12 protein-coding genes, 1 tRNA gene and 2 pseudogenes are annotated in these 12,986 nt (G+C 58.2%); 8 read left to right on the top strand and 7 right to left on the bottom strand.

Features of this window, described 5'->3' with window-relative positions; translation table 11 throughout:
* Positions 1 to 61 precede the first annotated feature (61 nt).
* Positions 62 to 987, bottom strand: a pseudogene (locus tag A7Q03_RS03220) (aconitase family protein).
* A gap of 407 nt (positions 988 to 1,394) precedes the next feature.
* Here A7Q03_RS03220 and recD point away from each other — a divergent pair.
* Positions 1,395 to 3,098 (top strand): exodeoxyribonuclease V subunit alpha, encoded by a 1,704-nt coding sequence (recD, locus tag A7Q03_RS03215; protein ID WP_067447225.1) that lies wholly within the window; start codon positions 1,395 to 1,397, stop codon positions 3,096 to 3,098.
* Between the two features lie 206 nt (positions 3,099 to 3,304).
* Here recD and prmB read toward each other — a convergent pair whose 3' ends face one another.
* Positions 3,305 to 4,204 (bottom strand): 50S ribosomal protein L3 N(5)-glutamine methyltransferase, encoded by a 900-nt coding sequence (prmB, locus tag A7Q03_RS03210; RefSeq protein WP_067447224.1) that lies wholly within the window; start codon positions 4,202 to 4,204, stop codon positions 3,305 to 3,307.
* 149 nt (positions 4,205 to 4,353) lie between these two features.
* Here prmB and A7Q03_RS03205 point away from each other — a divergent pair, with 149 nt between their 5' ends.
* Both A7Q03_RS03205 and A7Q03_RS03200 read left to right on the top strand, forming a co-directional pair.
* Positions 4,354 to 4,740 carry a hypothetical protein gene (locus tag A7Q03_RS03205; RefSeq protein ID WP_067447396.1) on the top strand — a complete coding sequence of 129 codons (387 nt, stop codon included), beginning with the start codon at positions 4,354 to 4,356 and terminating at the stop codon, positions 4,738 to 4,740.
* A pseudogene (locus tag A7Q03_RS03200) lies at positions 4,731 to 4,925 on the top strand (deferrochelatase/peroxidase EfeB); the annotation flags it as partial. The gene A7Q03_RS03205 and the pseudogene A7Q03_RS03200, both read left to right, overlap by 10 nt.
* A gap of 385 nt (positions 4,926 to 5,310) precedes the next feature.
* On the opposite strand, the gene rnr reads toward A7Q03_RS03200, so the two are convergent.
* Positions 5,311 to 7,689 (bottom strand): ribonuclease R, encoded by a 2,379-nt coding sequence (gene rnr / locus A7Q03_RS03195; protein WP_067447220.1) that lies wholly within the window; start codon positions 7,687 to 7,689, stop codon positions 5,311 to 5,313.
* Between the two features lie 92 nt (positions 7,690 to 7,781).
* Here rnr and A7Q03_RS03190 point away from each other — a divergent pair.
* Positions 7,782 to 7,868: transfer RNA gene (locus tag A7Q03_RS03190), tRNA-Leu, on the top strand.
* A 147-nt stretch (positions 7,869 to 8,015) separates the two neighbouring features.
* Here A7Q03_RS03190 and ubiE read toward each other — a convergent pair.
* The 4 genes from ubiE to A7Q03_RS03170 all read right to left on the bottom strand — a co-directional run bounded on the left by ubiE (position 8,016) and on the right by A7Q03_RS03170 (position 9,933).
* Complete coding sequence (gene ubiE, locus A7Q03_RS03185; protein WP_067447216.1) at positions 8,016 to 8,753, bottom strand: bifunctional demethylmenaquinone methyltransferase/2-methoxy-6-polyprenyl-1,4-benzoquinol methylase UbiE; 738 nt, start codon at positions 8,751 to 8,753, stop codon at positions 8,016 to 8,018.
* 30 nt (positions 8,754 to 8,783) lie between these two features.
* On the bottom strand, positions 8,784 to 9,098 hold the full coding sequence (locus tag A7Q03_RS03180; protein ID WP_067447212.1) for a hypothetical protein: 315 nt from the start codon (positions 9,096 to 9,098) through the stop codon (positions 8,784 to 8,786).
* Between the two features lie 71 nt (positions 9,099 to 9,169).
* Positions 9,170 to 9,544, bottom strand: a complete 375-nt coding sequence (locus A7Q03_RS03175; RefSeq protein ID WP_067447211.1) for a hypothetical protein — start codon at positions 9,542 to 9,544, stop codon at positions 9,170 to 9,172.
* A complete protein-coding gene (locus A7Q03_RS03170; RefSeq protein WP_067447210.1) occupies positions 9,532 to 9,933 on the bottom strand; it encodes a gamma-butyrobetaine hydroxylase-like domain-containing protein in 402 nt (133 codons plus the stop codon). The genes A7Q03_RS03175 and A7Q03_RS03170 overlap by 13 nt, the downstream gene beginning before the upstream one ends.
* A gap of 320 nt (positions 9,934 to 10,253) precedes the next feature.
* Between A7Q03_RS03170 and A7Q03_RS03165 the strand changes: the two genes are divergently transcribed.
* From A7Q03_RS03165 to proC, 4 genes are all read left to right on the top strand, one after another.
* Positions 10,254 to 10,610, top strand: a complete 357-nt coding sequence (locus tag A7Q03_RS03165; RefSeq protein WP_067447209.1) for a hypothetical protein — start codon at positions 10,254 to 10,256, stop codon at positions 10,608 to 10,610.
* 9 nt (positions 10,611 to 10,619) lie between these two features.
* On the top strand, positions 10,620 to 11,420 hold the full coding sequence (gene nadE / locus A7Q03_RS03160) for an NAD(+) synthase (RefSeq protein ID WP_067447207.1): 801 nt from the start codon (positions 10,620 to 10,622) through the stop codon (positions 11,418 to 11,420).
* A 2-nt stretch (positions 11,421 to 11,422) separates the two neighbouring features.
* Positions 11,423 to 12,121, top strand: a complete 699-nt coding sequence (locus A7Q03_RS03155) for a YggS family pyridoxal phosphate-dependent enzyme (protein ID WP_067447394.1) — start codon at positions 11,423 to 11,425, stop codon at positions 12,119 to 12,121.
* A gap of 70 nt (positions 12,122 to 12,191) precedes the next feature.
* On the top strand, positions 12,192 to 12,986 hold the full coding sequence (gene proC / locus A7Q03_RS03150; protein ID WP_067447392.1) for a pyrroline-5-carboxylate reductase: 795 nt from the start codon (positions 12,192 to 12,194) through the stop codon (positions 12,984 to 12,986).

Raw genomic sequence — 12,986 nt, 5'->3', positions numbered from 1 at the left:
AAAGCGCAGCTTCAACGAAGTTAAAACGAAGTTTCGGCGGAGCGGAGCGAAGTTCAAGCCATCAAGCCAGTTGGCGCACGTCCACAAAATGCCCGACCACCGCCGCCGCCGCCATCGCGGGGCTGACGAGGTGCGTGCGGCCGCCGTTGCCCTGCCGTCCTTCAAAATTGCGGTTAGAGGTGGAGGCGCAGCGCTCTTTCGGCGCGAGGCGGTCGGCGTTCATGGCCAGACACATGGAGCAGCCGGGTTCGCGCCATTCGAAGCCCGCGTCGGTGAAGATTTTGTCCAAGCCTTCTTTTTCCGCCTGCTCTTTCACCAAGCCGGAGCCGGGCACGACCAGCACGCGGTTCACGTTGTCGGCCTTTTTGCGGCCTTTGGCCACGGCGGCGGCTTCGCGCAAATCTTCGATGCGGCTGTTGGTGCACGAGCCGATGAACACCACGTCCACGGGGATTTCGTTCAACGGCGTGCCGGCGGCCAAGCCCATGTATTCCAAGGCGCGTTCCATGCCCGCGCGTTTCACCGCGTCGGTTTCGTCGGCGGGGTTCGGCACTTTGCCGTCCACGCCCAGCACCATTTCGGGCGACGTGCCCCACGTTACCTGCGGCTTGCGCCAGTAGGCAACAGCTTTGTCCTAATCCGCGCCTTTGGGGGAGAATTTTTGGCCTTGCAAATAATCGATTGTGATTTGGCCCACGGCCACCAAGCCTTCTTTGATGTTTTTGTCCAAAGTGTTCACTTGCAGTTTGGGAATTGGGTCTTTAATGCCTTCGTCCCAATAGTCGGTGGGCGTGTTGTGGTTGGCGGTGGAGATCACACTGTCGATGCGCCACAGCTTGCGTCCGGCTATTTTCAGGCCTTTAAAAGCCTGCGGGCTGGTTGCTTTGTGAACGAGGTGGCTGTCGACAAGAGGAGGACGGTACAGGCTTCCGATTTGTGGACAATATGGCTGTTCCAAAGTTTGTCGTAGAGGGGTTGTGCGTTAATTGGTCAATTCCTTGGTGTGATTTTAAGATGATAATGCACAGAATGTCTAAAAATTGCAAGAAAATTAAAGATAAAGATTACCTTAAGAATGCGACAGTTTTAATTTTGTGTACATTTTGTCTGATAAGTGGATGGGAGGTTACCTGAAACGTGGCTTTAGCCAAATTATCTTGAATGAGAATAGCAAGCTAATGGGGCGTGAGCGTACCAGTCCGTATTCTTGCAGGGCAAAACGATTTTCAGGTAGTCTGAAGTGTAGTATCTGTTCTTTGGTGCATGGGGACATCCGTACCCCGATACAAGCAATTTCAAGGTTGGAACGCATGTGTTCAACGCCTATAATTCATGCTTGGTTTTACCACCCATTGGCCGCCTGTCCACCTGTAGGCTACCTGAAAGAATCCGCTATGACCGAATACCGTTACCCCGCCGCCCAAGCCGCTGCCGAAGTGTTGCAGCGTTTGGCACCGCAGACCGCCGAGCCAGTGTTGCCGCTGTTGGACGAACTGTTTGCCGCGCAAGAGGGCGGCCACAGCTACATCACGCTCGCGCCGCAAGAGGCGGAGGCGTTGCGGCAGGCCGCGCCGGTGGTGGGCGACGGCGGCGCGTTCACGCCTTTGGTGTTGCGCGGGCGGCGGCTGTTTGGCGGCAGGCTGTTTGCGCTGGAGCGCAGCGTGGCCGCCGAATTGCGGCGGATTGCTCGCAGCCGGGTGAGGCTACCTGAAAATGCCGGGCTGCGGCAGCGTTTGCACGATTGGTTGCCCGATGCCGGGCATAACGGGCAGCGGTTGGCTGCCGCGCTGGCGGTGTTGCAGCCGCTGATGCTGGTAACCGGCGGGCCGGGCACGGGCAAAACCACCACGGTGGCTAAGCTGTTGGCGCTGTTGTGCGCCGATGCAGCCGAGATGCCGCGCATCGCGCTCACCGCCCCCACCGGCAAGGCCGCCGCCCACATGACCCGTTCGCTGCACCGCGCGTTGGGCAGTTTTGATGCGGGCAGCGAACGGGTGTTGCAGCATTTGACAGCATTGGAAGGACAAACTGTCCACCGTTTGCTGAAGCTGAACCCGGTTGTCGGCCGTTCGAAATTTAACCGCGAGCAGCCGCTGCCCTTCGATATTGTGGTGGCCGACGAGGCTTCCATGCTGGATTTGCCGCTGCTGCACCAATTATTGTGCGCCATTCCCGAGCATGGCCGCCTGATTTTGTTGGGAGATGAAAACCAGCTGCCGCCGGTGGGCATCGGTGCTGTGTTGCCCGTGCTGGCGCAGCCTACCGTGCTCACGGCTGAAGAAGCTGTCCAGTTGGCCGAGTGGCTGCCCGAAGGCGTGCCGTTTGAAGTGCGGGATAACCCGCCGCCCCTGGCCGGTAATGTGGCGCGGCTGGAATACAGCCACCGTTTCGACCCGCAGCGCGGCGTGGGCGCATTGGCGCAGGCCGTGGTGAACGGGGAGGCTGCCGCCGCCGAAGCCGCGTTTGCCCGTTTCAGCGACGACTTGTTCAGGCTACCTGAAACCCCCGCCGCCTTGGCGCGGCACTTTGCCAAACAGCACGAAGCCTATTGGCAGGCGGTAAACAGCGGCGATCCGGCGGCCTGCTTCGCCGCCCAGCAGCAGCTGGTGGTGCTGGCCGCGCGGCGCAGCCAGGCGGCAGAGTTCAACCGCGAATACCGCAAGCTCCTGGTCGCGCAGGGCAGGGCGGCGGAACAGGGCTGGTTTGCCGGGCAGGTGCTGATGGTGGCGGAAAACGATTATGCCGTGAACGTGTTTAACGGCGACATCGGCATCGTGCTGCCGCACGGCGACGGGCTGACTGCGTTTTTCCCCGATGCCGGCGGCTTCTGCACCGTATCGCTCAGCCGACTGCCCGCGCACGATACCGCCTTCGCCATGACCGTGCACAAAAGCCAAGGCTCGGAATACCAGGAAGTGTGGCTCTTGGGCGACGAGGCCGACTCCGCCCTGTTCGACCGCACCCTGCTTTACACCACCATCACCCGCGCCCGCCGCCGCTTCGGCTACGCCGGCCAGATGAGCGCCCTCACCGCCGCCGTGCAACGCAAAAACCACCGCCGCACCGGTTTGGGCGAGGCGTTGCGTTTGGCAGCTTAACGATGCGTGTTGGGAGGGGAAAGGCTACCTGAAGTTTTCAGGTAGCCTTATATTTATAGCCAGCTATATGTATGAAGTGGGGTATTTTAGCTATATGCGGGGGTATGGCGGAGAAGTTGGATGATAGGGCATGATTAAAGGCTACCTGAAAATGGATTGAAGCTTTCAGGTAGCCTTTCGCAACGGATGGGATCAGGCAGCTTTGCCTACTCTTCGCCCAATAATTGCTCGCGGGTGAGCAGGAAAACGCTGCTGCCGCCGTCGCTTTGTTCGGGCCAGAAGAAGGGGAGCTGGGGGAAGGCGGCTTCGAGGGCTTCGCGATTGTGGCCGATTTCCACCAGCAATACGCCGCGTGGATTGAGGAAGCGGGGGGCGTGTTGGAGGATTTGGCGGGTGGCGTCGAGGCCGTCTTCGCCGCTGCCGAGTGCCATTTCGGGTTCGTGCAGGTATTCGGCGGGCAGGGCGGCGACGCTTTCGGCGTTTACGTAGGGTGGGTTGGAGATAATGAGGTTGTAAGTGCTGGAAAGGTTGGTGAAGAGGTCGCTTTTAATCAGGCGGACGCGCTCTTCTAGGCCGTAGTTGGCCACGTTGATGGCAGCCACTTCCAAGGCCTCAGGGCTGAGGTCGGCGGCGTCGACTTGGGCTTCGGGGTAGTGGCAGGCGGCTTGGATGGCGAGGCAGCCGCTGCCGGTGCAGAGGTCGAGCACGCGGCGGATATGGTTGCTGTCGCCTGTCCACGGGGCGATGGGCTCGCCGAGTTGTTCGTAGATGAAGGAGCGGGGGATGAGTACGCGTTCGTCTACATAAAATTCGAAGTCGCCTTGCCAGGCTTGGCGGGTGAGGTAGGCCATGGGAAGGCGTTCGTTGACGCGGCGTTCGGCCAGGCTGAGCACGGCGTCGATTTCTTCGGGCAGGAGAGTGGCATCGAGATAGGGCTCGAGGGTGTCGAGCGGGAGGTGCAGGGTGTGGAGGATGAGGTAGGAGGCTTCGTCGTGGGCGTTGTCGCTGCCGTGGCCGAAGCTGAGGCGGGCTTGGTTGAAGCGGCTGGTGCAGAAGCGCAGGAGGTCGCGCGGGGTGCGGAGGTGTTGGCGGGCTTGGGCAAACATGGTGTTGGGGTGTTTATGAAATGGTAAGGGGTGGGATTATAACGGATTGGCGGAGCAGGCTACCTGAAAATTTGGCAGGGCAGTTTGTGGCCGGTATGGAATGGTGTATGATTAATTTGTTGCTTAAATATTGGGTTAAGGAGAGAGTGATGTTGGCAAAACTTTTTCAGATAGCCTTTGCCGGCCTGCTGCTGGTTGGCTGTGCGATGACGCCGCAGCAGCGTGCGGCCTATGAGGCGGCAAGAGAGCGGGAGATGAAACAGACGGCAGTGGCACTGGCGGCGCAGTGCGACCGGCGCACGGCTGAGCTGTTGGCTTTGCAGCAGGAGGATTACTTGGGGGTGGCGGATGCCGAGAAACCTAAGTTGCAGCGTGAATACAGGCGGCGGATTGCGGAGCCGTCTTTTCAGGCTTGTTATCGGATGGCTTGGGAGAATTTGGTGTATCGGCAGCAGCTGGAAATGTTGGAGCGGCGCGAGCGGCGGCGTGAGTTGGAGTGGATGATGTATCGGCCGTATTATCCGTATTGGTGGTAGGGCAGTTTTTTATTTGCTACCAGGCCAACCTCGTCAACGGCTTCATCTTTGTGCAGAAACTGCTCGACTTCGAGCCTTTGGAAGAATACATCAGCTCCTTTGGCGGCGGTTACTTCTTCACCCTGCCCGGTGCGGAGCAGGGCGGCTACCTCGGGCAGAGCCTGCTGGCCAATGTGCTGGCGTGATTGAATGTACGGATAGCTTGTCCGCAAAACGATATTGGCTTGAGCCTGGCTTGCAGCGATGCAAGAAAGCGGATGAGCCGCCCGTACTTCGATATGGCCACTAATATTTGAGGCTACCTGAAAAATGAAACCCGTCTGCTTGTGCAAACGGGTTTTGTCTTTTTCAGGTAGCCTCAGCTTTGCCGAAGTAATGTTTCATCTAAAGCAAACCAACTTAACTTTCGCTACCGCGTGGGTTTGCCTTGCCATACTTCTGTACTGCATGCGGCTTACCGCCTTGTATTAAAGGTTAATTTGGCTTGCTATATTAGGCAGAAAAGGCTACCTGAAAGTGGAAATACATTTTCAGGTAGCCTTTTTGTTTTCAGGTAGCCTCTTTTAAAGTTCAGCCGCTTTTTTTGCGGGTGCGGGGCTTGCGTTTGGCTTGGGGCTGGGCAGCCTGAGCTGGCTGGCTGTTTTTACGGCTGCGGGTTTTCTTAGCCGGAGCAGAGGGGGCTTTGGCCTTGCTTTTGGCAGCAGGTTTGCCGGCGGGAGCTTGGCTGCGGGTTCTGCCTTTGGCTGTGGCGGTTTTCCCTTTGGCTGCGGGTTTTTTGCCTTTGCCGGGCAGGCTGCCGCCGCTGATGAGCATGAGGTCGATTTTGCGGGTATCCAAGTCGGCACGGGCTACCTGAACCACAACTTTGTCGCCCATGCTGAAGCGCAAGCCGCTGCGTTCGCCTTCGATGCTCATGGTTTCGGCGCGATAGTTGAAGTAGTCTTCGCCCAGTTCGCTGATGTGGACGAGGCCTTCAATGTGGATGTCGTCGAGGGTAACGAACAGGCCGAAGCCGGCCATGCCGCTGACTGTGCCGCTGAATACTTCGCCCACTTTGTCTTGCATATAGTAGGTTTTGAGCCAGTTTTCCACGTCGCGGCTGGCTTCGTCGGCACGGCGCTCGCATTGAGAGCTGTGGATGCCCAGTGCGCTCCAGTTTTCGGCGGGGTTGTAGCGGCTACCTGAAAGCACGGCTTTGATGGCACGGTGTACTAGGAGGTCTGGATAGCGGCGGATGGGGGAGGTGAAGTGGGTGTAGGCGGGGTAGGCAAGGCCGAAGTGGCCGCTGTTATCCGGCTCGTACATGGCCTGCTGCATAGAGCGCAGGAGCATCACTTGAATCAGCTCGCGGTCGGGGCGCTCGGCAGTTTGGGCGAAGAGTGCGGCGTAATCCAGCGGGGTGGGCTGTTCGCCGCCGCCGAGGGTAAGGCCGAGCAGGCCGAGCTGCTCGCGCAGGGTAGCGAGCTTTTCCGGGGTGGGGCCAGAGTGGTTGCGGAATAGGGCGGGATGCTGGTGTTTCAGCAGGAATTCGGCAGCGCACACGTTGGCGGCAAGCATGCATTCTTCGATCAGGCGGTGGGCTTCGTTGCGCACCACGGGCACGATACGTTTGATTTTGCCCTGCTTGTCGAAAATCATCTCGGTTTCGGTGGTTTCAAACTCCATCGCGCCGCGCTGGTGGCGTTTTTTGAGCAGAATTTGATAGAGTTTGTAGAGGGTATCGATGTGCGGCTTGAGCGGGTTGTCGCTGCCGTTTTCAATCCAATCCCACACTTGGGTGTAGGTGAGGCGGGCGTGGGAGCGCATCACGGCGGGGTAGAAACGGTATGATTTAAGATTGCCGGCGTAGGTGAACACCATATCGCACACCATGCACAGGCGGTCTACATCGGGATTGAGCGAGCAGATGCCGTTGGAGAGGCTTTCGGGCAGCATGGGAATCACGCGGCGCGGGAAATACACGCTGGTGGCGCGATCCAGCGCATCGGCGTCGATTGCGTCTTGAGGCTTTACATAGTGGCTCACATCGGCAATGGCCACCACCAGGCGGAAATTGCGGCCTTGTTTTTCGGCATATACGGCATCGTCAAAATCGCGCGAGCTTTCGCCGTCTATCGTTACCAGTGGTAGGTCGCGCAGGTCTTCACGGCCTTTGAGGTCGGTTTTGCGCACGGCGGAAGGAATTTTCGCGGCGGCTTTTTCGCAGGCGGTGGAGAATTGGTGGGGCAGGTGGTGCTGGCGCACGGCAATTTCGATTTCCATGCCGCTGTCGGCATAGTTGCCCAACACTTCCACCACGCTGGCCACGGCGGGGCGGTGTGTGTCGGGGTAGGCATCGATTTGAGCCACCACCACTTGGCCTGGCTTGGCCTTGCCCACCGAATCGGGTTCGAGCAGGATGCTGTCGGGCAGGCGGCTGTCTTCGGGAGAAAGCATGGCGATACCGCGCTCTATCATGAGCCGACCGACAACGGTTTTCTGCGCGCGTTCGATCACATCGAGCACTTGGCCTTCGCGGCGGCCGCGCCGGTCGGTGCCGGCCGGGCGCACGGTTACCGTGTCGCCGTGCATCAGGCCGCGCATCTGGCGGGCGGGCAGCACGAAGTCGCCCTGGCCGTCGGGCGTGAGCGGCACGGCAAAGCCGAAGCCGTCTTTATGCGCTTCAACGCGGCATTTCACCAGCGCGAGTTTTTCGGCGGCACATACCATGCCGCGCCGGTTAATCAGGATTTGCCCGTCGCGCGCCATCGCAGTCAGGCGGCGTTCGAAAAAGGGCATTTCGTGCTCGGCGATATCGAGCAGGATGGCTAAAGATTCGGTTTTCAGCGGCACGCCCCTGTCTTCCAGCATTTCGGTAATCCATTCACGGCTGGGCAGGGGGTGTTCGTAGCGTTGCGTTTCCCGTTGCAGATAAGGGTCTTGCAGGCGGAGCGAGGTTTTCTTCTTCATATATTATGTTGACAAGTGGGAAATTGGCGCTATAATGCGCTCTTCTTGCATAAAGAGCAATGCTCTTTACCGCAAAGTTCGATTAAAGCAAAGCCCAGGTGGCGGAATTGGTAGACGCGCCAGCTTCAGGTGCTGGTATCCTCACGGGTGTGGAAGTTCGAGTCTTCTTCTGGGCACCAAAGAATAATGAATTAGTTAATCCTGCATGGTATGAATGAGCCATGCAGGATTTTTTATTGTTTGTTGAGTGAATTTTGTATCAAGAGGCTACCTGAAATATTTTTCGTTTTCAGGTAGCCTTTTATTTTACGACCTGCGAGCGGCAATCAGAATTTCACACCCTTATGCAGAGCCACGATGCCGGCGCTCATATTGTGGTAGTCCACGCTGTCGAAACCAGCATCGAGCATCATTTGTTTGAGGGTTTCCTGATCGGGATGCATGCGGATGGATTCGGCCAGATATTGATAGCTGTCGGCATCTTTGGCGATGAGTTTGCCTATGAGCGGCAGGAGCTTGAAGGAGTAGAGGCTGTAGGCCGGAGCGAGCATCTTGGCCACTTTGGAAAACTCCAGTACGAGCAACGTACCGCCGGGTTTGAGCACGCGGTGCATTTCTTTGAGGGCAGCGTCTTTGTGCGTCATGTTGCGCAGACCGAAGGATACGGAAACGAGGTTGAAATAGTTATCCGGGAAGGGCAGTTTTTCGGCATCGCACACGGCCACGGGCAGGAGCAGGCCTTCGTTGATCAGGCGGTCGCGGCCCACGCCGAGCATGGAGGAGTTGATGTCGGTGAGCCAGACTTCGCCGTCTTTGCCCACGCGTTTGGCCCAACCGCGCGAGAGGTCGCCCGTGCCGCCGGCAATGTCGATCACTTTACCGCCTTTGGGCACGCGGGCAGTGGTGAGGGTGAAGTGTTTCCACACGCGGTGCAGGCCGCCGGACATCACGTCGTTCATGACGTCGTATTTTTTGGCGACAGAATGGAATACTCCGGCCACTTTGGCGGCTTTTTCGCTTTCGTTTACGGTGCGGTAGCCGAAATGGGTTTGCTTATCGGGCATTATGGTGCTTTCAGGTAGCCTTTAGGCTGGTTACATCAGGTTTTGGCTGGTGGCGCAGCTTTGCAGGCCGGCCACCAGTTTTTGGAAGATTTCCTGGTTTTGGTCGTTGGGGGACAGGCCGGCACGAATCAGATCGCGTTTCCACTTTTCGCGGTCGGTATATTGGGCGGAAGCGGTGTCGTAGGCGCAGTGGCAGAGCTTGGAGGCTTCTGCTTGGCTCAATTGGCGTTTGAAGGCTTGCGGATCGAGTGCGCCTTTGACACAACCTTCGATAAAGCCGTCTTTGGCTTCTTGCTCGGTTACGTTGCTGGCGGCTTTATTGGCAATAAAGTCGCAGCCGGCCAAGAGCAAAAAGCTGAGGACGAACAGGGCGGGTTTGGTGGATATAAAGTGCTTTCAGGTAGCCTGCAGAAGGGTTACAGCTGGCCTTTGGAGAAGCGGTCGATACAAGTGGTCATGGCGGCTTGGACTTTGGCTTCCAGCTCTTTATTGTTTTGGTTCAGGCCGTAGCGGATGAGGTCTTTCTTCCACTCTTCGGAGTTGCTGTAGGTGGAGGCGGCTTGGTCGTAGGTGCAGCCGCACAGTTTGGTGGCCGCTGCGTTGTTGATTGAGCCTTTGGAGGATTCAACGGCAGATTTGGCGCAGTTGGTAACGAATTCGCTGCGGGCTTTTTGGTCGTCGATTTGCCCGGCGGCGTTGTCGGCAACTTTGTCGGCAACTTTATCGCAGCCGGCCAGCAGCAAAACGGAGGCGGCGATGAGGGCGGGGAGGGTGCGGTTTAATGCGGACATTTCTTTCCTTTCGGGATAGCAAGGGTTTGTGCGGCAGGTTCTCGGGAAGCGCCGGCTTTTTCAAGGCGACGCAGGTAATCGGGCCACATTGTAGCGTATCCGCTTGCCAATTCATACAGGTAGCCCCAGCTGTAGAGGCCGCTGTCGTGGCCGTCGGAGAAGGTGATTTTGAGGGCGTAGTTGCCGGCGGGCTGCAGGTCGGTGATGCTGATGCCGGCTTTGCCGGTTTGCAGTTTGGCCTGCCCGCGCCCGTGGCCGCGCACTTCGGCGCTGGGGGAATACACGCGCAGGTATTCGGCGGGCAGGGTGTATTCGGCATCCGGGTAAACCAAGACGAGGCTTTGGCGGTCGGCTTGCAGGCGGATTTGTTGCGGGGGTTGGTGAGACATGGGGTTCCTTTGCTGTGTGATAGAGGCTACCTGAAAACGGGAACGGTGGCTAATGTGTATAGCAGGGTGGTATGCGTTTCGCCGGTGAGCTTGGAAAAGAAGTACTCTATGGTTTGCTGGTGGTGGAAGCCGCATTTTTTCAGTTTGAGCGGCGCAGAAAGCTGCGGTGTTCATTGTGATTACGCTGAGGCTTCGGTTTTCAGGTAGCCCATGCAGAATTTTAGCAGATTGCCGGATTGCCGGGCTGGGCTGGGCATTTGGCTTTTGGGCGGATTGGCGATATATTACCCGCTGCCGTGCAACTGAGCGAAGGATGGCAAATGGGCGAGATAGAATTGTTGGCATACATCATCAAATGGCGCGATGAGTTTTCGGCCGATATTCGGGTGCTGAAGATTGATGCGGATATTTTTGTGCGCCCGCATGCGATTAGGATTCTACTCAGCCTGCTGCTGCGGGAAGGCTACCTGAAAAATAGCGATAACGATGAAGTGGTGCTCGAAATGGAGCTAAACCGGGCAACTTTGCAAGGCAGGGTGGATATTAGCGATTCGCTGGGGCGGTATTATTATTTGGAAGAGAATGCAAAGATTGCGGATGAAGCCGGCCTGGCTTCATTGAGCGCTTATATTCAACAGGCCGCCGATGAATTATGCGTTGGCGGATTATCAAAATAGGAAAACATGATGCAAACCCAAGCCGTTATCCGACACATCAGCCGCTGGCTGGCCGATTATGCCGTGCGCGCGGGCGCAAAAGGTTTTGTGGTGGGCATTTCCGGCGGGGTGGATTCCGCCGTGGTGTCTGCCCTGTGTGCGCACAGCGGGCTGGACGTGTTGTGCGTGGTGCTGCCCATCCGCCAACAGGCCGACCAGTTGCAGCGGGCTAACGAACACATCGCCGATTTGCAGCGCCGTTTTATGAATGTGCGCAGCCAAACGCTGGATTTAACCCCCACTTTCGAGCAGTTCGAGCGCAGCGTGGCCGACACTGCAGCCGACAATAAAAACCTGGCCATGGCCAACACCCGTTCCCGCCTGCGCATGGCCGCGCTGTATTACTACGGCCAAATCAACGGTCTGCTGGTGGCGGGCACGGGCAATAAGGTGGAAGATTTCGGCGTGGGCTTTTTCACCAAATACGGCGACGGCGGCGTGGATTTGAGCCCCATCGGCGATTTGCTCAAAACCCAAGTATACACCCTGGCCGAAGCCTTGGCGGTGCTGCCCGCCATCCGCCAAGCCGCGCCCACCGACGGGCTGTGGGACGAAGAGCGCACCGACGAGCAGCAGATGGGCGCGAGCTATCCCGAGCTGGAATGGGCGATGGCGCAAAGCGAAGCCGGCCGCCGCGCCGAAGAATTTTCCGGGCGCGAGCGCGAAGTGTTCGAGATTTACCAACGCCTGCACCGTGCCACGCTGCACAAAATCCAGCCCATCCCCGTGTGCAAAATTCCCGGCGAATTATTTGATGAAAAGGAAAAATGATGATGAGAGTGCTAACCATGAACCTGCACGCCGTGCGCGCCCGCATTTGGGCTGCCGCCGAAGCGGCAGGCCGCCCCGAGCCCGAGCTGATTGCGGTGAGCAAAACCTTTCCCGCCGCCGATGTGCGCCTGTTGTGCCAGAAAAGTGCGCAGCGCGATTTCGGCGAAAACTATCTGCAGGAATTTGAAGAGAAAAGCAGCGAGCTGGCCGATATTCCAGACATCTGCTGGCACATCATCGGCCATATCCAATCCAACAAAAGCCGCATCGCTGCCGAACGTGCCCATTGGGTGCACACCGTCGACCGCGAAAAAATCGCCCGCCGCCTGAGCGATCAGCGGCCGGAAACCATGCCGCCGCTGCAAGTGCTGATTGAAGTGAACATCGGCGGCGAAGACGTCAAACACGGCGTGCCGCCGCAAGAGGAAACGCTGCGCGAACTGGCTTTTCAGGTAGCCTCTTTGCCCAGGCTGAAACTGCGCGGCCTGATGTGCGTGGCGCGACTGGGCAGCAGCGAAGAAGAGTTGCGCCAGCAGTTTGGCCGCATGAACGAATTGCTGCAATTTTTGCAGGCACAGGGATTGGATGTGGACGTGCTCTCCATGGGCATGTCGGACGATTTGGAAACCGCCGTCGCCTGCGGTGCCACCCATGTGCGCATCGGCAGCGCCATTTTTGGGCAACGGGATTATGGCGAATAAAGGTTTCAGGTAGCCTGTCTGCAGGAGGATGAGGCTACCTGAAACCTCCAACCACTACAAAGGAACCATCGTGACCATCTATTTTCTCGGCGCAGGCAATATGGCCTCTGCCATTATCGCCGGCATGAGCCGTGCTGGCGGTTTCGATATCTGTGCCATCGACTACAGTACCGACAAGTTGGCCGCGCTTGCGCAGCAATACGGCATTGCCACCGCTACTGAGTTGCCGCTGCTGAATGAGGGCGATGTGCTGGTGCTGGCGGTGAAGCCGCAGGATATGCAGGCGGCACTGCAAAACGTGCAAACGGGTGGCGCGCTGGTGTTGTCGATTGCCGCCGGGCTGCCGTGCGCGGCTTTGAGCCGCTGGCTGGGCGGCACGCGCCGCATTGTGCGCATCATGCCGAACACGCTGGCGCAAGTGGGGCAGGGCGTGGCCGGCTTGTTTGCCGACAGCGGCACATCTGCGGCTGATCGGGAGTTGCCCGACCGCATCATGCGTGCCAGCGGGCAAATTCTGTGGCTGGATAGTGAAGACGGCCTGCACCGCATTACCGGTATCAGCGGCAGCGGCCCGGCCTATGTGTTCTACCTGCTTGAAGCGCTGCAAAACGCCGCAAGGCAGCAGGGTTTCAATGTGGAAGAAGCACGGCAACTCAGTTTGGCCACCTTCCAAGGTACGGTGCGGCTGGCCGAGCAGAGCGGAGAAGAGTTTTCCGATTTGCGGCAAAAAGTTACTTCCCAAGGCGGCACCACTTATGCTGCGCTGCAAAGCTTTGAGGCGCACGGTGTGGCTGAAGCGATTGGGGCGGGCGTGGCCGCCTGTGTGGCGCGTTCGCAGGAATTGGCTGAGCAGTTGGCGGAATAG

The sequence above is a fragment of the Eikenella sp. NML99-0057 genome (assembly GCF_001648535.1).
Classification (GTDB): Bacteria; Pseudomonadota; Gammaproteobacteria; order Burkholderiales; family Neisseriaceae; genus Eikenella; species Eikenella exigua.
The sequence above is the reverse complement of the archived record's forward strand: the minus strand, read 5'-3'. Positions and strand labels throughout refer to the sequence as shown.

Bases quoted from the DNA above. Each gene is read 5' to 3' on its own strand.
- A7Q03_RS03175 (WP_067447211.1), bottom strand. From the start codon at position 9,544: ATGTCCGCATTAAACCGCACCCTCCCCGCCCTCATCGCCGCCTCCGTT.
- nadE (WP_067447207.1), top strand. From the start codon at position 10,620: ATGCAAACCCAAGCCGTTATCCGACACATCAGCCGCTGGCTGGCCGAT.
- rnr (WP_067447220.1), bottom strand. From the start codon at position 7,689: ATGAAGAAGAAAACCTCGCTCCGCCTGCAAGACCCTTATCTGCAACGG.
- A7Q03_RS03155 (WP_067447394.1), top strand. From the start codon at position 11,423: ATGAGAGTGCTAACCATGAACCTGCACGCCGTGCGCGCCCGCATTTGG.
- recD (WP_067447225.1), top strand. From the start codon at position 1,395: ATGACCGAATACCGTTACCCCGCCGCCCAAGCCGCTGCCGAAGTGTTG.
- A7Q03_RS03170 (WP_067447210.1), bottom strand. From the start codon at position 9,933: ATGTCTCACCAACCCCCGCAACAAATCCGCCTGCAAGCCGACCGCCAA.
- prmB (WP_067447224.1), bottom strand. From the start codon at position 4,204: ATGTTTGCCCAAGCCCGCCAACACCTCCGCACCCCGCGCGACCTCCTG.
- A7Q03_RS03165 (WP_067447209.1), top strand. From the start codon at position 10,254: ATGGGCGAGATAGAATTGTTGGCATACATCATCAAATGGCGCGATGAG.
- ubiE (WP_067447216.1), bottom strand. From the start codon at position 8,753: ATGCCCGATAAGCAAACCCATTTCGGCTACCGCACCGTAAACGAAAGC.
- A7Q03_RS03205 (WP_067447396.1), top strand. From the start codon at position 4,354: ATGTTGGCAAAACTTTTTCAGATAGCCTTTGCCGGCCTGCTGCTGGTT.